An 18,860-nucleotide genomic window follows, 5' to 3' on the forward strand; every position below is an offset into this window, starting at 1 on the left:
ATTTATTGGGGTGCCCTGAAAGGGCTTAATTATATAGCGTAGGGCAACGCCCTACGTAAAAACAGCAATCTGAATTTGCGCCCTGAAAGGGCATAATTGTATACGGTTCCGCCCTTTCAGGGCTTGTGGCCGATGTGTCTTTTTCGTAGGGCGTTGCCCTACGCTATATAATTAAGCCCTTTCAGGGCACTCCGCAAAATTATCATTTACTTGTCATTTTCACATACTCAATGACCATCAAAATAATTTGAGTCATTTCTTTAGCGGAGTGAAATGCAATGCGGCTCCGCCACTTGCTTTTAGCTTCAAAACAAGCTTATCTCCGGCTTTTATCTTCTTATGAGTACTGCGTACTTTCGTGCGTGTATTCAGCTTGTCATCATCTTCGTACAGGTGAAGCATGTACTTCTTACCCGGTTCCAGAAAATCCGTAGTCAATGTAATTGTGCGGGCTTCCGTATTCGTCATTGCTCCTACAAACCAGTCATTCCCCGAACGACGTGCCTGAACGATATATTCACCAATCTCTCCATCTAACGCGCGGCTGTCATCCCATACACTCGGAATTGCTTTCCAAAATTCCAGTTCTTCTTCTCCCTGGTAGAATTCCGGTCTGTCATACCAAAACATAAATTGCAAAGGACTGTAATACACAGCTGCCATCGCCAACTGATGTGCTTTCGTATTCTTCACCCGATTATTGAAATAGCAAAGCGTATAGTCTCCTGCACCTGCCAGATAGCGGGTGAAAGGAAGAGTCGTATTGTGTGTGGCATCCGGCATTTCTTCATTTCCACGAATACCTTCCTGCGTCATCAGGTTAGGATAAGTACGGCTGAAACCTGTCGGACGATATTCGTCATGAATATCTACCATCAGATTATATTCTCCACATTTACGAACTGCATCATGCAACCAGGTACTCCAACGCTGATTACCTATCTGTACAAAACCGAACTTGATACCTTTCAATCCCCATTTTTTATACAAAGGCAACAGAATATCCAACTGCTGCACTAATGCGCGCTGATTGACATACACCATAAGTCCGATTCCTTTCGATTCGGCATATTTACACAAAGCAGGTATATCAAGGTCTTTATCAGAAGAAACTGTAGTAGCGTCCGAACTCATTTTCATTTCCGGTCCGTACCAGCCTGCATCCATGTGTACATACTGAATACCGCGTTCTGCCGCAAAATCAATGGCCGCTTTTACTCTATCTTGTTTCAAGTCGCCCGAACGGAATACTTTCCCGGGTTTGATCCAAGAAGTATCAGCCAGTTTGCAAGCCGGATTCAGATTCAAGACAAGATCATTATTATTAATTAAATCGACCGGACGTTCGCCAACCATGATTACACGCCACGGAGTACTGTAAGGAGAAATAATATCGACGCTACTATACAGGCTTGTCTCCAAAGTGGAAGGTTTCTCTGCCGATAAACGGAATTTACCACGAACATAATCCACCATTTCCGCTTCCAACAAGGCTACAGATAATCCATCAGGCAGTTTCAATGTCAAAGGACGCTCACTCTCCTCTTTGCCCCATCCTTCCAACGGACGGAGTTCATAAGGCCCTTGTGCCCAACGTTCATAATACGCCATCGTTCCTTCAGGCATTGTGAAGCTAGTCTGCTCACCGACGATATGCAAGAAAAGCCCGTTTGTCATTTCCGGAAAATGATAGCGGAAAGTAACTCCTTCATTATAGGCGCGGACTATGATATTCATAAAGTAGTTTTTACGCTTATCATAACCACCATCCCGATTACCTTTTCCTTCTCCTTTCTTGAACTTCAAGGTCATCTCATTATAGCAATCACGAACCTCCGCACGCTCGCCATATACAGGCTTCCATCTCTCGTCCGTCTTTTGATGTTCAGTCCCCGTCAACTTCAGATTCTCACACCAAAAATGACAAGTATCATTCGGTATACCCAACGCCGATTCAAACAACTGATTTTCAATCAGAACACCCAGTTTACTTTCTTCAATCACCGGACGATTTTTATAAGTCAAGGTATAATACATTTGTACATTATCCTCTCCTACCGCACGTTGATAAAAGGTAAAACGATAAGCTCCATCAGGAGACGTCAGTTCCTGACGGGTTTCTGTCATCACATCTTGCGCTTTTATCAATGCCGGTATCACCAACAACAAAAGCAAAATTCTTTTCTTCATTCTATTTACGTTCATGTTTATTCATCTTTCCTATTATATACGAACGAGAAAGAAATTATACTCAAATGTTTATTGCCTGAAAAGCTTATTCCATCTGTTCCCTATAAAAAGTAGGTGTCATTCCTGTCACCCTTTTAAAAATGCGGTTAAAATGTACAGGTGATTCAAATCCGCAAGTAGCACTGATTTGAGATATATTCATCATACTACTATTCAATAGTTTACAAGCATATCCGATACGCATATCAAGTACATACTCTTTGAATGTTTTTCCTGTGTTTTCTTTAAAGTATCGGCAGAAAGCAGTAGGGTTCATCGCTGTATAAGAAGCAATTTCATCCAGACCGATAGACTCGGTATAATGTTTATTCAAATAGGCAATCACTTTTTCCATTCTTTCATTACGCATAATCGAAGGAGACGGAGTATAATGAGAAGTAGTCAGATACTTCCTGTGATTACTGGTAGCCATCATTTGTAGGAGTGAAAGCAACAGGATAATTTGATCTACTCCTTTGGCAGAAGGTATTTGTTTTAATAGCTTAATGATTTTCCCCGAACGGGTAATTGTGAATTTAATTCCTCTGCAAGCATCCTCCAATAAATTCCTGATAGGAATAAACTGGGAGTATTGAGATATAGAATAATGCATGAAGTCTTTTTCAAACTGAATATTGACTCCTCTTACTTTCAGTTCGGATTTTTCTTCGTTATCAGATTCTTCCCCGCCGTCCGGTGGACTTTGCATACTATGAGGCAGTTCGGAACCGAAAAGAATCAAATCACCTTTTGAATAGGAGATAATGCTGTCACCCACCAGACAATCCCCCTCTCCCTTCTCCACATAAATAATTTCATACTCACTATGAAAATGCCACGGATACGTGAAACGTGGATATTCATAAAAGCGGGCACGGACGGGATTAGAAGTCGTAATAGTCAACTTCTCATTCATTATCTTCCTCATAAATCTCCTTTCTAAACTGCTTTTGCAAAGATAGGTAAATATCTTGCAAAAATACGCATCATAGCATGTATAAAAACCCGCTATTTTTGCATCCATTCATAAAAACATTTGATAGAAACCATGAACGAATTATTTAGTATTGCCGGTAAAGTTGCTGTTATTACCGGAGCAGGTGGTGTACTGGGCGGAAATATTGCCCAACACTTTGTACAGCAGGGAGCAAAAGTTGTAGCTATTGACATTCGTCAGGAGCAACTGGACAACCGTGTGGCTGAACTTAAGCAATACGGTAACGATGTAATCGGCATCATCGGTAATGTACTTGACATCGCCAGCCTGGAGAAAGTAGCCGAAGAAGTCGTAGCCAAATGGGGACAGATCGATATTCTATTGAATATTGCCGGTGGCAATATGCCGGGAGCTACTCTCGAACCGGATCAACACTTCTATGATATGGACATCTCTTGCTGGGAAAAAGTGACTAACCTGAATATGAACGGTACAGTTTATCCGTCTATGATATTCGGTAAGGTAATGGCAAAACAGAAGAAAGGATGCATCATCAATGTATCTTCTATGGCTGCTTATAGCGCTATCACCCGTGTACCGGGATATTCGGCTGCAAAAACTGCAGTAGCCAACTTCACTCAATGGCTGGCAAGCGAAATGGCACTGAAATACGGTGATGGTATCCGTGTAAATGCTATCGCTCCGGGATTCTTCATCGGTGACCAAAACCGTCGTGTACTTATCAACCCGGATGGTTCATTGACCGACAGAAGTAAAAAGGTGTTAGCCAAAACTCCGATGAATCGTTTTGGCGATATCAAAGAATTGAACGGTGCTGTACAATTCCTGTGCAGTGAAGCCGCTAGTTTCGTAACGGGAGCAATGTTGCCTATCGATGGTGGTTTCAGTGCATTCAGCGGCGTTTAATATTTAATCTTTTAATTTATTCAAACGCTATGATGGAAAAAACATGGAGATGGTTCGGCAAGAAAGATAAAATCACCTTGCCGATGCTCCGTCAGATAGGTGTTGAAGGAATCGTCACTGCATTACACGAGGTACCGAACGGAGAGATTTGGACAGTAGAAGCCATCAACGATTTAAAATCGTATATTGAATCGTATGGGTTGCGCTGGTCGGTCGTGGAAAGCCTTCCGGTTTGTGAGGCAATCAAATATGCGGGTACGGAACGTGAACAGTTGATTGAAAATTATAAAGTAAGTCTTGCCAACCTGGGTAAATGCGGAGTGAAAACAGTCTGTTACAACTTCATGCCGGTAATCGACTGGATACGTACGGATTTACAGTACCCTTGGCCGGACGGTACCAGTTCGCTTTACTACGACCGTATTCGTTTCGCTTACTTCGACATCAAAATACTGGAACGTGAAGGAGCTGAAAAAGACTACACAGAAGAAGAACTGCATAAAGTTGCCGAACTGGACAAAGTGATTACAGAGACCGAAAAGGACAATTTGATTGATACTATTATCGTCAAGACACAAGGATTTGTGAACGGTAATATCAAAGAAGGAGATAAAAACCCGGTTGCTATATTCAAACGTCTGTTAGGTTTATATAAAGACATAGACCGGGATGCTTTACGAGAGAATATGTGTTACTTCCTTTCAGCAATTATGCCTGTATGCGATGAATATGGTATCAACATGTGTGTACACCCGGATGATCCTCCATTCCAGGTTCTCGGCCTACCCCGTATTGTCACCAATGAAGAAGATATAGCCTGGTTCCTGAATGCCGTAGACAATCCGCATAATGGGCTGACTTTCTGTGCTGGTTCTCTTAGTGCAGGTGCACATAATGATACTCGTGAATTGGCTAAAAAGTTTGCAGGAAGAACCCATTTCGTTCATCTACGCAGTACAGAGGCCATGCCGGGTGGAAACTTCATCGAAAGTTCTCATCTATCAGGAAGAGGACATCTGATTGATCTCATCCGCATTTTCGAGAAAGAGAATCCGGGACTTCCCATGCGCGTAGATCATGGACGAATGATGCTCGGAGATGAGGATAAAGGTTACAATGCCGGTTATTCTTTCCACGGACGTATGCTGGCTTTAGCACAGGTAGAAGGAATGATGGCTGTGGTGGATGATGAGAAACAACATAAGATAGAGTTCTAATCTTATGTTTCATCAATATACTTTGAAATACAGGAAAGGAGCTTTACTTTTGTGAAGAAATAAAAAAGAAGAATATTATGAAAGCAAAAACTACGAAGCTCTGTCTACTATTTATTCTATTATGCTCCCTTCCCGTATTTTATTCATGCAGCAATGAAGCTGACGATTTTTACCTGTTTGAATACTGGGAAGTGATGCTCAACCCAGAACCTCCCATTAGTGAAACCAGTTTGTCAATCACAGGAGGTACAAAGTTGGGAATTAAGGGTGGCGTAGCTCCCTATACTGCAGAAATAGCCGATGGGCAAATTGCTACAGCTTATGTGGATGAAAACAATGATATTCAAATCAGCTCTATAAAACTGGGCAGCACGTCATTGATGGTAAAAGACGCTGATGGAAGAATCATAAAAATAGGGCTAAAGGTCGTTAACGGCAAACAATCTTTTTCTGTGAATTCTGTGGAAGCAAGAATCACAGGAATAGATGAAAGTCTGTTGGATGAACAACAAAAAGAAAAACTGGAAGCGGTCATAAAAAAGATAAAGGATGAAGCGGGTATACAAGCTACAGGAGGAATAGCTTTCTCTTATGACCAAAAAAGTAGTGGTAAAGTGACAATTGTTACTAGTAAAAATAATACTCCGAAAATAGAAGGAAGCTTCTCCCGCTCCACATCAGAGTCAGGCACTACATTCCAAATTACAATCAATGGCAAAGAGTATGACTGCAAATTTAAACTTCCCGAACTTCCCGAACGTCCCGATACTTCAAAGAGTATCACCACACGAGACCTTGGCCCGATTCCTTATTGGTTAGTGGAAGATGTAACTGAAGATTATAAATCAGATGTGACTGGCCTATTCGAAATAAATGCCATCTCCCTGAAAATAGAACGCATTTATATAGGTTCATTCACTCCTTTACGATAGGTTTATTCCTCTTTCTATAAAATAGATGCGGCAAAAAGCACGAAAAACTGTTTTTTTGTCGCATCTATCATCTTTTAGTTATTAGCTACTTTATCCGTATCTTCTCTACAAAATCTTTTTTATCTATATTCAATTCTTCCAAAGAAGTGATCCGCCTACCGTTCAACACAATGTTTTCGAACAAAATATTCTCAATCTTCCTATTCTTATCATAACCTTCTATTAAAGAAGAATTGATATATTTCCCGATACATGAAATATTACGGAATATTATGTTCTTGACACCTCTGCCGGGACCTGTATTGTATTTTTGGTTATACATCACCCGAAGATGAAATAACTGTCCTTCCTGAATATGTTCCACACGAATATCCTCAAAAGTAATGTTTTGTGCCAAGTTGTGATCCCCTACGTTGATAGTCATGCAACCTTGATAATCACGGTCGTCCTCATCATGTTCCAATATATCGATATTTTTGAATACTATATCTTCCAAAACTTCATCTCCTGTTTCCGTATTTCCATGCGTACCGATATTGATAGGATGCGCAATGTCCGCCCATAGAGTAGAGTTAAATACACGAACGTTCCGGCAATCTCCATAATAATTCCAACGATGCGTATAGAGTGCTATGCAATCATCTGAATTACGGAGAAATACATCATCAATCAACACATCGGAACAAGACATAAAATCCAATCCGTCACTCCAGCCCTGATAACTAAATGATTTCAGATTCTTGATAGTGATCCCGGTAGATTGTCCACCGGAAACAGTGTAATGCCGCGAATTAACAACCGTTATTCCATCAATCAGTACATTCCGGGAATAAGCAATTGATATTCCCTGTTGCGGTTCGAGCAGCATACCATGTCCCAAGATTTTAACATTTTCGACACTATCACAAGTGAGACAACCCTTCAAAACTGCACCTCCTTCTAAATAAACCGTCGTATTACTGGGAATACGGAAGCATTTTCCAGCCGTATCAGTCGGTTCATGTATTCCAGCTTCAAAATACATCACGTTCGGATCATTCTTATCCGGCACATTTTTGATGATAGGATTGGCAAATACATGCAAATTATTCAGGCGATCTCCATTAAACTCAACCGATAACTTTTGTGGTTTATCTATCGTAAACAATAGAAAGTTACCATCAATCTCCGGTTGGATACCTTTAGATAAAGGACGCACCACTGCCGAACGGATTTCCCCATTGTTCTTTTGTACCAATACTTCCACTTTCCCTGAAAAGTCGAACTGAACCATCGTGGCATCGGACTTCGTATCCATATCCACCTTTACGTTATACTCATAAAGGTCTACCCAATCTTTTTCTCCCACTTGCCGTACTTTTACCGTATAGTCATCATTGTGACGGGCATAATAGATGCCTTGAGGCACCGGATAGATGACTATTTCTGCTTGTATGCCCCCTGTGGTCATTACAAGTAAAAATGTGAGCGCTATTCTTATTAGTTTATTCATTTCAAGTTTTTACTAATACCGTTAATGTCCAAGAATTCACCACAGATTGATACAAATAATCCATCCACACTGGCATATCCAAATCTGTGGCGAAGTCTAACACATTTTATTCATTTTATCTTGCATACATCAGCGTACCGAGCCCAAGTACGTCATAGCCACCGGAGTTAGCGTCATAATACCCACCTCCTCCTTCTATTCCTACATATTCCGTAGCTATCTTAGTATATTTGAGATTATCATTCGAGATATTTTTTATCCCTTTGTAATGATAATAAGGCAATGCCCATATTGCACGTTTAATCCATTTGCCGCCACCAAGTGCTGTTTGTTCTTCCGGAATCGGATATCCCCATTGACTCTGTTTTTGCCATATATAAGTAGTATATGGTACAGTCTCATTAGTGTAATTACAACAAGCGGCATATTCGCAGGCCCGTAGGAAGAGATTATCATCATAAGCAAAGAAATCGTCTCCCTGGCTCCATGCCAACTGACAAATAACTCCCATCAATCCGACACACATCAACGTGTGTCCTTGGTCACGTCCACTTTCCTGCCATTGAGCAAAGTTATAGTCCGGTGCATAATCGTGATAGATAGCACGACGTAAACGTCCGTTTGTATCACCTGTCTGCAAATGGGCAATACCTTCATTATAAATATCACGACGATCGGTTACAATGCCGATAGCCATTTTAGCCGCTATATTACAAAGACACCAGTTAGCCCAATAATGTAACGCATTCGTATCGTGATGACGTTTCAGGAAATCATCATTAGCAGGATAGAACACTTTAAGCAACCAATTCTGGAACGCTGCGAAGTCCGCACGATCCCATCCTCCATAATCCCTCAATAATTCACCGGCAATAGCAAATTCATAACCATAAAGTCCTGCAGCAAGCGATAAATTCGTATTACCTGTTACACCTACACAAGTCTGTACCCACTTATTCAGATTCTCCACCGCTTTTGCCGCATATTCATCATCTTGTTCAATTTTCCAACGAAGCGCCTGCTGATATGCAATAGTGGCCCCTCTGGCTGCATTCATATAATTTTCATCACCGGAAACTCCACGTTTAATCCATTCCGTAGGATAAGTATCTGCCGTCTTCTGCGAAAACTGACTTTCTACTAATAATTGATAAGCACTTACCCAAGGCTCTTCTCCGGCAGCTTTTTTATCCCGGATACGCTGGAAGTCTTCCTCCGTATGCAACCCTTCATGCAACATGGGTTCCGTTGACGGTTTAAGTTCAACCTGTTCCAAATTTACATTATTATCAGGAAGAGGAATTTTATTCAAATCAGTTTCCACATTGACACCCGGAAGGTCAATGCCGTCCCCACATCCTACCAAAAACAGGGTAGCAAATACTACGGTTATATAATATATCTTTTTCATCATATTTTTGGTTTAATGGTACACCATATCTACCATTGATTACGGTGCACCCAATTATAGTTTATTGCTCTACTAACTCTAATTTGAAATTATCTATCTTAGCCCGTCCTTGTTTTACTGTAATCGTACATACAAAACCAATGACAACATCGGTAGGCTCTTCAACAAGAATATCAACTACTACATCACCCGTACCCGAAATAGAAGCGTTTGCCAGACTCTTACTTGGTATATCACTCGTATTTGCCATCTCATTACCTTTACAAACCGCAACATAACCGATAAAACCTCTGCCGTCATATTCATAAACATGTGCCGTCAACTTATATTTTCCTTTTTGAAGATGAGAAGTCTGATATACCTTACCATCATTTTTAGGATTGTCAAATCCCCAATCTGTTTGTAAAGCCAAACCTGCATCACTTCCATCACCATATTTCGTTTTAAATGCCAAATCAACAGCAGCACCTCCTTCACCAGCAGTCAAGTTAGAGTTCTGAACTATCCAATAAGCAGCTTTTGCCCACTCTCCTTTTTTATGGAATCCTTTATCTCCACCTTCTTTTACATATTCAAAAGGCTGTTTATAGTTCATGAGTACATATTGAGAAATATCTCCATCCGTCGGCAGAGGTCGCAATATATCACTCTCTACGGGTTGTGCAATACCTTCAAACACCATTGTTACTTTTCCACCATTGAAACCTTGCGGAACCGTTACAGTAATAGAAGTCGTAGTAATCTCTTTAACCGTAACGGGTACGGATATTCCCTCAAATGTAACTGTAACAGAATTCTTATCCGTTCCAAAACCTTTTCCTGTAAATGTTATTTCCTGTCCGGCTTTTACTAATGTACCATAAGGATAAATATACGGTGTTTCAACAGAAGTGATTTCCGGAGTTTCCCAAACCTCAAATGTGCCCGATTCGCCCATCTCTATTTCCTTACCCTGAATGATCAGTTTAATCTTCACCGGAGCTTCTGATGAAACTCCTTTGGGAACATTCACTACGATATTACCTTTATCATTCAGTGTCACTTTATCACAAACTGTTTCTCCGAAAAAGACCTGAATATTTTCAGCTTTCGTACCAAAGTTCTGACCAATGATCATTACTTCCGCATTAATATATCCGGCTTTCGTTGAAATGCCTGTTACTGTCGGCATCGGTAATACCGTATATTTCAACTGTGTCCCGATAGTTTCAAACGGAGTAATGACAGTAATTGTATAATCTCCGGCTTCCAACGAAGCAGGTACAGTGAGTGGAATACTCTTATCCGTCAAATTATCTGTATCTATTGCAGCTTCTACAGGTTCTCCGCCAGCTTTAGAGAAAGTTACTTTCAAAGGCTCCAACCCTTCAACAGACTTATCCAGCAATTCTTGCACAAGATTGGTTCCTGTTATTGCAAATTTACTGCCAGCAAAACCTGATGGAACCGGTTCGTCTTCCTTAGGAGTATCAAGCGTTGCATGCTTCAACACAGTGAAAGGATAAGAAGCCAAATCAATCGTTTGTTCTGCCATAATAAGTGTCATAACTCCACTGACAGCTGTCTCGGGAATTTTGGCCGTAAATTCGGTATCAGTAGGTGTACCCACAATCTCTGCCTTGTCTGTGGAAGTCCCGAAAGTCAAAGTATACAGTGTTTTAGAAGAAACAAATTCTTGTCCTTCGAAAACGATACTGGCACCCGGAAAACCATAAGAAGGTTTCACTACGCTGACACCCGGCTTACCAAGTACACGATAAACTAGATCAGTCTCCACACGTTGCCCGAAAACCTCAACGGTTATCTTTCCGTTTGTTGCCGATTCCGGCACTTTCGCAAGGATAGCATCATCGGCGCAGGAGACTACTACTGCCTCCTGGGAACCGATAAATACTTTCACATCTTCTGTTATGATACCAAAATCACTGCCACTTACGGTAAACTCATTCCCAACATATCCTTCTACGGGATCTATCTTTGTTACAGTCGCCACAGGATCAGTGTAACTCATTGAAACAATTTCTTCGTTATCCTCGTCACAAGCAGCTAATGCGAAAAGCGAGAGAAAAACGGGAAACAGATAGTTATATATTTTCTTCATAATCTTAATTATATTATCACGATGAATTACTCTTTTTTCTTTTTCCACATCATTCAAGAATCAATTTCAATTCTGTCACCTTAAAGTATGAATTACCTTTAGCCAGAGAAGTCAGGAATCCAATGACAACATCCGTTGTCTCCGTCACTTCAAATGAAGGTGTTACCAAAATACCCGAGTCATCATTTATTCCAGCTTTGTCATAGATCGCACAAACTCCATTTAATTGCTCAATATCAGCTACATTCGGTATATCACTCTCACTATTTCCTTTAGCCATCAATGCAGAAATAAAATTCCCCGCATCACTTACTACCATCGTATAGGCATAAGTAACTTCCAGTCTGTATTTACCAGGACGAAGTGTAGCAACTTGCCATATTTTCCCATTCGTATAAGCTTCTTTATCCCATCCATTCTGGAACGCTAATGTGAAGCCCTCTGCTGCTTTATACTGCATTCCGGTAACAGTAGTATTGTTTTTGGCATTGAAAGATGCTTTATTTTGATTCCACACTGCCGGAGTCCACCATTCACCGTTCTTCCAACTTTCATCATTTGCCTTGGCAAACGGCTGCTTATAGTTTTGAAGATAAAGCACTGTCACATCACCCTTTGAGTTAGGATTAAACATTGCACTACCTGTCATTGTATATCCATGAATAGTTACAGTCACATTACCTGTCTTATAATCAGCAGGAGTTGTCGCAACAATAGTAGACTCATCCACCAGCTCAAATTCGGCCGGCGTTCCATTGAAACTAACAGAAATATCGGATGGATCCGTACCAAAGTTTTCACCTGTTATAGTAACCTTGTCTCCCGTATCGGCTACCCCTTCACCGTCTTCACTATCAGAAGTCACTGTAATGACACGTGGTGTAGGCAGTACTGTATAATGACCGATATTCTCCACCTTTTTATTATAAATCTGTAAAGACAGATTGCCTGTTACTGCAGTTTCCGGCACTTCCACTACCAAACGGTTATTTTTGCAATCGAGCACTTTATTGGATTGGACTTCACCGAAGAAAACTTTCACAGCTTCAGCACGGTCACCAAAATTGGTTCCCGTAATAACTACCTGTGTAGTGACATATCCGTCCGTAGGATAAATGCTCTCCACTACCGGCACAGGATAATCATAAACTCTATACTTGGGGTCTTGCTCACAACCGGAGAAAAGTGCGGAAACACAAGCAAGTATTGCCAAGTGAAATGTATATTTGAATAAAAACTTCATATAATCTATGGTATTATACGTTAAACGATTGAATGATTAATATCCCGGATTTTGTACCAGATTTGAATTCAGGTTGATTTGATTTCTTGGAATCGCCCACAAATAATCTCCCTTAGTAAATGCGCAGTCGGATGATTTGAGAAGCACTACACAAGGTAATTTGCCTTTACCTGTTTCCACTTCTTCCGTCCCCTTCGTAAAGATAGCCGGATTGAAAGCACTGGTAGCATTCCCGTTTTCGTCTATAAATGCCGTCGGATAGCTGGCATTACCTACTACCGCACCGCAACGAGACTCATTCAGATTCTTCTCCGCAATACCCCAACGTTTCAGGTCGTCACAACGGAAACCTTCCATATAGAGTTCCAAGGCACGTTCACGGCGGATCTCATCCAGCATTACCTGATTGACTGTCTTACTCGCATTTGCCGGCACTCCTTCCTGAATTCGCTTTGCCAATGCATTTGTTAGGTTGGCAATTCCCGCACGGGCACGGATTTTATTTATCGACTTATTCAACTGGTCATCTGATATTTCACCATAGCGTTCCATCACAGCTTCAGCATAATTCAAGTATACTTCTGCCAACCGAAGTACCGGATAATTGGCCGATTCATCTTTACTTTGGCGTTGAATATCAGTAATAGCAAACTTGGAAACACCATACCCACAGTTCTCAACTGTCAGGCTCGTAGCATATGAACCTACATAAGAAGTCAAACGGAAATCCCGATTCTGAAATTCGTCCCCCGGATTCTTATATCCCTGGAACTTATCAGACATACTGACCGGAAGCCCGTCAGTGCATAAAAACATATCAATCAATTTCCGGCTGGGACGCATATCCGTATAAATCACCTGATTCAAATCAACCTGTCCTTTACGCGTTTCCTGACTATATACAGAAGCGATGATAAATTCCTTGTTCGTCGCTCTTCCGGCACCGGCAGGATTACTGGCTTCTTCTTCAATATTAAACAGGTAACGATTGCTCATATTTCTCATAGCTGCAACATTGTTATAATTCCAAAGGGAATAAGCAGCATCTCCCATCACTGTTTCGGATAATTGAACGGATTCTTCCAGAAAAGTATTTACCTGATCGGAAGCCGGACCGGCAGAACCTTCAAAATCAGTAGAAGTGCCATTGTACTTACGCCAGGTAGCTTCATAAAGTAACACGCGAGCCTTAAATGCCTGTGCAGCCTGTTTGCTGATTTTACCTTTGTCGGCAGAGGTTATATTCTGTTCCAACGGCAACCCTGCAATAGCCTCATCCAAATCGGAAAGAATCAAGTTGACAACCTCATAACGGCTGTTACGTTTTCCATATAACTCCGGTGAAGTCACGTCGAGAACTTTCGTAACGACAGGCACTCCACCAAAAAACTTCAATAAGTAAAAATAGTTATAGGCACGGAAAAAATGACCTTCGGCTAATTCTTTTTTAATATCCGCTAAATTACCTGTATAGGAAGAAACTGCTCTTTCAAACATGTGATTAGTGGCACGAATATTACCATAGCAATTACCCCAACGGCTATCGTCATTAGGAACTCCCATCACACCGGTCCCCACACCATACGAATATCTGAAACAAGTAGAAAGATCGGATGCCGCATCCATGTGATCGAATATACTTCCATAGGAAGACTGCCATCCCAATAATTGCCCGTAAAGCCCGTTAGCATATTCACGGAAATGCTCCGGAGTTTTGAAATAAATCACATCTGTCTTGGCATCCAGTGGTTCCAAGTCAAGGAACGTATTCACGCATGAAGAAAATCCCAATGCGCAGGTGCAAATTAATATATAGTTCGTTGTTATCTTTTTCATATCTTCTATTCTGTATTTAATTTTCCATAGCTACTATAAAGTGATGTTCAGACCGAACGACCAAGTACGTGCAAACGGGTATCCACTGTTGTTGGAGGCTGCTCCCATTTCCGGGTCGAAACCGTCTCGAATACTGGTAGCTTCCCATAAATCATTACCAGAGAAGTAAACACGTACTTTTTCCAGTTTCACCTTGCGAGTCCATATCTGCGGCAATGTGTAGCCGACTATTAATGTTTTCAAACGGATATAGCGGTTATTCTGCATCATAAAGTCGTTATTCTGATAATTCCAGCGTGCGAGATTCGCATTGGTAGTCAAGCGAGGGAATTCAGCATTCGGATTGCTCTCTGTCCATGTCTTTCCCAAATATGTCGGGTTCTGATTGGCAGTACGTGTTTGAAAAGGATAAGCCATCCAGTCATTACGGATAACATACTGCTTGCCGACACCTTGGAACATTGCGTTCACATCAATACCTTTCCATGATCCTCCCAGTGTGAAACCGAAAACAAAATGTGGATTGGAGTCACCGAGATATTGCAAATCGCTATTCTCATTCCCTGCACCGGAAATCTTATAATCACCATTCAAATCCAAACGTTTGGTATCACCCGGACGCAACCGGCTTGCACTTCCTGCTCCTACACCAGTCAAATCTTCTTTACCCTCTCCATAGAGTGCATAATAGCGGTCTACTTCTGCCTGATCTTTAAAGTAACCATCTGTGCGATAAAGGAAGTACGAATTCAACGGATACCCATTCACGGCTGCATTCCAACCAGCCCCATAAGAATCTGCTCCTTCCATCTCTTTCAACAGACTCTTTGTATCACCAATATTAAAGTTGGCATAGTAAGAAAAGTCTTTAATCTGATCGCGCCATCCAATAGTGAATTCCCAACCTTTTACATTCAAATGACCACTATTCGTTTTAGGAGCTTTACCTCCTAATACACCCGGATATGTGACATTTACCAACATACCGGTATTATCTTTTATAAAATAATCGAATGTAGCTTTCAAACGATTATCGAAAAAGTTAAGATCGATACCAAAGTTTTTCTGTGAAACTTTCTCCCAAGTACGGTCATAAGAAATTAAACCGCCAAAACCTGAAGATACCTGATTGGCAGGTATAGTTCCAAAACCGGCTGTTCCAAGAGAGACAGTAGACACATAATCGTAATCACCCAGCCCGACATCATTACCCGAACTACCGTAACTTAAACGCAACTTACCAAAAGAAAGAACAGGTTTTAAAAATTCTACAAATTGTTCTTCCGAGAATGCCCATCCCAAAGAGATAGAACCAAAGCTTTTGAAACGATAACCGGGAGCAAACTTGGAATTTCCGTCACGACGCCCCATCAATTCAACCATATATTTTTCCGCATAGTTATAATTCAAACGGGCAATATATGAATAGGTACCATTATGAGTCTTTCCTCCACCGTTACCCTGTGTACCCGTAGCCAAATTCAAATCGTAAATTCCGGCATCCTCAAACTTCTCACGGGCGGTAACAACTTTCTTAGTCACCCATTTCTCGGCATTGATGCCGAACATAGCATCTATATTATGTATTTCGGCAAATGTACGCTTATATTTCAATAACCCTGAATAGTACTGATACCGGGCATTATTTGCCTGTACCAAATATCCCGGCTGATGGGAATCTTTAAAATTCAGCACATCTTGCGGAGTACTAAGGGTTTGTGTTGTTTCATATACTAACTTCGCCGTCTGCTCGCCGAACCAATTGTAACACTGTACCGGAAGCGAATAGCGTTCTCTGCGATATTCCTCATTTTGAAATGAAGCAGTACCCTCGAAAGTGATTCCTTTCCAAATATCCACCAATGCTTTAAAATCGACACGAGTAGTCAACTTCTCTCTCTCGTCACGTCCACCATCCGTTGTAGCTGCTGCCGCATTGCGATCACCTACATTACCGAAGTTAGCGTACCATTGTCCATAGGGATTTTTTGCCGGGAAAAACGGAGCATCGTTTCCGTAAAGTGTACGGTCGATACCATGCGTGGGTGTTTCGGTATTTGTTTTAATCATACTGGCTGAAGTCTCCAGTTTGAACCAATCAGTCAATTTGATTCCGTAGTTCAAGCGCAAATTCAACTGTTTCTGTCCGTCATAGGCTGTAGCCAGATTAGCCTGGTTATCAGCATAAGCTAATGAGATGCGGTAATCGGATTTATCCGTAGAACCTGCTACACTCAAGTTATGCTGGTAAGAATAACGGCGGGCAAACAATTCATCCAGGCGATTGGCATTACCAACGAACATCGTACCCCAATCGGCTACAGTCGACTCATAAATACCTTCAATGCCTTGAGCCATCTTCTTCAGGTTTTCTTCTCCCCAGCCCCACCAGTCATGTTCCGGCATTTCTTTATTGGCTTCCAGCCACATGGAAGCATATTCCTGCATACTGGGAGAGAAAGCCATAATACCATTGGTAGTGAAACGCATATTGAAGCCATAATCAACCGTTGTCTTGCCTTTACCTTTTTTGGTAGTTACCAAGATAACGCCATTAGCTGCTTTCGCCCCATAAATGGAAGCTGAACCGTCTTTCAATACACTAATATTCTCAATATCATCCGAGTTTAGATTTTGGAATGACTCTGAATTCAATACGGGTACTCCATCCACAATAATCAACGGACTACCGCCATTGACAGATGTCAAACCACGAATCTGGAAATTCAAACCTTCATTACCCGGACGTGAGGAAGAACGAGTGACTACCAAACCCGGAGTGGCTCCTTGCAGAGCAGCACCGACATTGGTAATGGCACGACTTTCCAATACCTGGCTACCAATTTGTTCTACCGCCCCTGTCAACGTCGCTTTTTTCTGCGTGCCATAACCCACTACAACAACCTCGTCCAGCGCATTATTATCTTCCTTTAGTACAACTTTAAAATCAGAACGGTCATGAAGATTGATAACCTGATCTACATAACCAATATAACTAACTTTTATCTGTTTTGCATCCGCAGGTACATTTAATGTAAACCGACCGTCAATATCAGTAATTACCCCTGCATTGCTTCCTACAACCACTACATTACAACCAATCAGTGGTTCACCATTCGCATCTGTCACAAGTCCTTTGATGGTGCGGCCCGTCTGGACTACCATCAAACTCTCTTCTACAGAATCATTTGCATAGAGCAATACACCGGGCGAACCACCCAGTAGCATGGCGAAAGCCAATGCGACTCCTTTTGAACATAAGAATTTGGATTTAATTTCCATAATACTATTAAATTGTTAAAGTTAATATGTGTTTTTCCGAATCTGGTATTTAACCGACTTTGGAGAATTCATTTTTCAAATAAGTACGAACCGTTTTACGAGCCAGTAATAATTGACATTCTACTGTACGGGGAGATAAGGACAGCTTTCCTGCAATGGCAGGACAAGAGAGTTCATGATTGAAACTAAGTTCATAAATCTGACGGCGTTTGACAGGAAGAGTTTCCATTACCTGGTCGTGCATCTTCTTTAGTTCACGAAAATGAATGGTATCTTCTGTGGTATTCCGACTGGTGTCTTCCATCCTATTATATATGTAGGCGACGAAATCTTCCTGTTTATAATAACGACGGATTTTATCGGTTACTATATTGCGAGCGATGGTAAAAAGCAAAGACCAGACTGTATCTTTGTTCACGAATACCCTGTGTTCCCATAAGCGGACAAAGACATCCTGTGCCAAATCTTCCGCTTCATGCGGATGGCAAATGCGGATAGCGATATAGTTCTTGATATACTCCTTATATTTAAGATAGCATTCAGAGAAGAAGTCGTCAAATGTAGCTTGCTGTTTATTCATGGCATTAAATTTATCCGTTTAACGATGATACAAAAGTAGGAACAAGTTTCAAATTCAAATACCACAAAAGTAACAGATAACAAAACTATCGTAACAAGCGTGTATTTTTGCAAAAACTTCCCATTTCATCGGGATAAATCTAACCGTCACACCAATAAAAAAGGGGATGTCGTTACATTTGACGACTCCCCTGTTCTTATATTTGCATGGATGAAAGCTTTCATCCGGAAGGATTCATTATTTATTTTCCTGTGATGCCTGGAAATCCGGTATACGTTTTACGTTCGCACCTTTCATCACACCTCTTTTGATCGCTTCATTCGTATCGGTGATTTCTTTCTTCACACGTTTATAGTATTCTTTTGTCAGTCCTTTCTCTACTGCTTCCGATTCTGTTACTGCCCAAAGATACTGATAATCCATCAACATCAAATCCGGTGCCACTATTTTAAAGAAAACACTATCATTTGCAAATTTTTCACGTAAGTCTCCCAAATAGATGGTATCTGCAGGATTTACCTCCTTAACATTTGCATTATTTTTTGAACTGCTACCTCCGCAAGAGGATAACATCAAACCTCCTACCAATGAAATTAAAACTAATACTTTCATATCAACATATATTATAAAATAAAACTTCTTCTGCCCCAATGTGAACAAGAACTTAAAATTA

The 18,860-nt window shown here is 41.1% G+C and carries 13 protein-coding genes; 3 read left to right on the top strand and 10 right to left on the bottom strand.

The window, feature by feature from the left end; translation table 11 throughout:
• Positions 1-252: 252 nt before the first annotated feature.
• Positions 253-2,205 carry a glycoside hydrolase family 97 protein gene (locus tag AB5217_RS08855; RefSeq protein ID WP_070782482.1) on the bottom strand — a complete coding sequence of 651 codons (1,953 nt, stop codon included), beginning with the start codon at positions 2,203-2,205 and terminating at the stop codon, positions 253-255.
• A gap of 70 nt (positions 2,206-2,275) precedes the next feature.
• Positions 2,276-3,157 (bottom strand): AraC family transcriptional regulator, encoded by an 882-nt coding sequence (locus AB5217_RS08860; protein WP_032844784.1) that lies wholly within the window; start codon positions 3,155-3,157, stop codon positions 2,276-2,278.
• Between the two features lie 120 nt (positions 3,158-3,277).
• Between AB5217_RS08860 and AB5217_RS08865 the strand changes: the two genes are divergently transcribed.
• From AB5217_RS08865 to AB5217_RS08875, 3 genes are all read left to right on the top strand, one after another.
• Positions 3,278-4,093 (top strand): SDR family oxidoreductase, encoded by an 816-nt coding sequence (locus AB5217_RS08865; protein WP_008020332.1) that lies wholly within the window; start codon positions 3,278-3,280, stop codon positions 4,091-4,093.
• 29 nt (positions 4,094-4,122) lie between these two features.
• The gene (gene uxuA / locus AB5217_RS08870; RefSeq protein ID WP_139147448.1) at positions 4,123-5,310 is read left to right on the top strand and encodes a mannonate dehydratase; all 1,188 of its coding nucleotides are present in this window, start codon (positions 4,123-4,125) and stop codon (positions 5,308-5,310) included.
• Positions 5,311-5,387: 77 nt separating this feature from the next.
• Positions 5,388-6,242: a pilus assembly protein N-terminal domain-containing protein gene (locus AB5217_RS08875; RefSeq protein ID WP_032844783.1), complete on the top strand. Its 855-nt coding sequence runs from the start codon at positions 5,388-5,390 to the stop codon at positions 6,240-6,242.
• Between the two features lie 85 nt (positions 6,243-6,327).
• Here the strand turns inward: AB5217_RS08875 and AB5217_RS08880 are convergent, their stop codons facing one another.
• The 8 genes from AB5217_RS08880 to AB5217_RS08915 all read right to left on the bottom strand — a co-directional run bounded on the left by AB5217_RS08880 (position 6,328) and on the right by AB5217_RS08915 (position 18,799).
• Positions 6,328-7,734 carry a glycosyl hydrolase family 28 protein gene (locus tag AB5217_RS08880; RefSeq protein WP_032844782.1) on the bottom strand — a complete coding sequence of 469 codons (1,407 nt, stop codon included), beginning with the start codon at positions 7,732-7,734 and terminating at the stop codon, positions 6,328-6,330.
• Between the two features lie 115 nt (positions 7,735-7,849).
• The gene (locus AB5217_RS08885; protein WP_195647017.1) at positions 7,850-9,148 is read right to left on the bottom strand and encodes an alginate lyase family protein; all 1,299 of its coding nucleotides are present in this window, start codon (positions 9,146-9,148) and stop codon (positions 7,850-7,852) included.
• A gap of 58 nt (positions 9,149-9,206) precedes the next feature.
• Positions 9,207-11,246 (bottom strand): IPT/TIG domain-containing protein, encoded by a 2,040-nt coding sequence (locus AB5217_RS08890; RefSeq protein ID WP_195647018.1) that lies wholly within the window; start codon positions 11,244-11,246, stop codon positions 9,207-9,209.
• 49 nt (positions 11,247-11,295) lie between these two features.
• Positions 11,296-12,489 (bottom strand): DUF5013 domain-containing protein, encoded by a 1,194-nt coding sequence (locus AB5217_RS08895; RefSeq protein WP_032844779.1) that lies wholly within the window; start codon positions 12,487-12,489, stop codon positions 11,296-11,298.
• A gap of 36 nt (positions 12,490-12,525) precedes the next feature.
• Complete coding sequence (locus AB5217_RS08900; RefSeq protein WP_368112806.1) at positions 12,526-14,325, bottom strand: RagB/SusD family nutrient uptake outer membrane protein; 1,800 nt, start codon at positions 14,323-14,325, stop codon at positions 12,526-12,528.
• 33 nt (positions 14,326-14,358) lie between these two features.
• On the bottom strand, positions 14,359-17,607 hold the full coding sequence (locus AB5217_RS08905; RefSeq protein ID WP_032844777.1) for a SusC/RagA family TonB-linked outer membrane protein: 3,249 nt from the start codon (positions 17,605-17,607) through the stop codon (positions 14,359-14,361).
• A gap of 49 nt (positions 17,608-17,656) precedes the next feature.
• Complete coding sequence (locus tag AB5217_RS08910; RefSeq protein ID WP_032844775.1) at positions 17,657-18,187, bottom strand: sigma-70 family RNA polymerase sigma factor; 531 nt, start codon at positions 18,185-18,187, stop codon at positions 17,657-17,659.
• 237 nt (positions 18,188-18,424) lie between these two features.
• Entirely contained in the window at positions 18,425-18,799 is a 375-nt protein-coding gene (locus AB5217_RS08915) for a hypothetical protein (RefSeq protein WP_004305864.1), read from the bottom strand.
• Positions 18,800-18,860 lie beyond the last annotated feature (61 nt).

The sequence above is a fragment of the Bacteroides sp. MSSM.1001136sp1_RTP21357st2_D2_RTP21359_211015 genome (assembly GCF_040913205.1).
Taxonomy (GTDB): domain Bacteria; phylum Bacteroidota; class Bacteroidia; order Bacteroidales; family Bacteroidaceae; genus Bacteroides; species Bacteroides ovatus.

What these genes read in the sequence shown, in the direction of transcription:
- AB5217_RS08895 (WP_032844779.1), bottom strand. Translation starts at nt 12,489, where the DNA reads ATGAAGTTTTTATTCAAATATACATTTCACTTGGCAATACTTGCTTGT.
- AB5217_RS08855 (WP_070782482.1), bottom strand. Translation starts at nt 2,205, where the DNA reads ATGAACGTAAATAGAATGAAGAAAAGAATTTTGCTTTTGTTGTTGGTG.
- AB5217_RS08880 (WP_032844782.1), bottom strand. Translation starts at nt 7,734, where the DNA reads ATGAATAAACTAATAAGAATAGCGCTCACATTTTTACTTGTAATGACC.
- AB5217_RS08865 (WP_008020332.1), top strand. Translation starts at nt 3,278, where the DNA reads ATGAACGAATTATTTAGTATTGCCGGTAAAGTTGCTGTTATTACCGGA.
- AB5217_RS08890 (WP_195647018.1), bottom strand. Translation starts at nt 11,246, where the DNA reads ATGAAGAAAATATATAACTATCTGTTTCCCGTTTTTCTCTCGCTTTTC.
- AB5217_RS08900 (WP_368112806.1), bottom strand. Translation starts at nt 14,325, where the DNA reads ATGAAAAAGATAACAACGAACTATATATTAATTTGCACCTGCGCATTG.
- AB5217_RS08885 (WP_195647017.1), bottom strand. Translation starts at nt 9,148, where the DNA reads ATGATGAAAAAGATATATTATATAACCGTAGTATTTGCTACCCTGTTT.
- AB5217_RS08910 (WP_032844775.1), bottom strand. Translation starts at nt 18,187, where the DNA reads ATGAATAAACAGCAAGCTACATTTGACGACTTCTTCTCTGAATGCTAT.
- uxuA (WP_139147448.1), top strand. Translation starts at nt 4,123, where the DNA reads ATGATGGAAAAAACATGGAGATGGTTCGGCAAGAAAGATAAAATCACC.
- AB5217_RS08915 (WP_004305864.1), bottom strand. Translation starts at nt 18,799, where the DNA reads ATGAAAGTATTAGTTTTAATTTCATTGGTAGGAGGTTTGATGTTATCC.
- AB5217_RS08860 (WP_032844784.1), bottom strand. Translation starts at nt 3,157, where the DNA reads ATGAGGAAGATAATGAATGAGAAGTTGACTATTACGACTTCTAATCCC.
- AB5217_RS08905 (WP_032844777.1), bottom strand. Translation starts at nt 17,607, where the DNA reads ATGGAAATTAAATCCAAATTCTTATGTTCAAAAGGAGTCGCATTGGCT.
- AB5217_RS08875 (WP_032844783.1), top strand. Translation starts at nt 5,388, where the DNA reads ATGAAAGCAAAAACTACGAAGCTCTGTCTACTATTTATTCTATTATGC.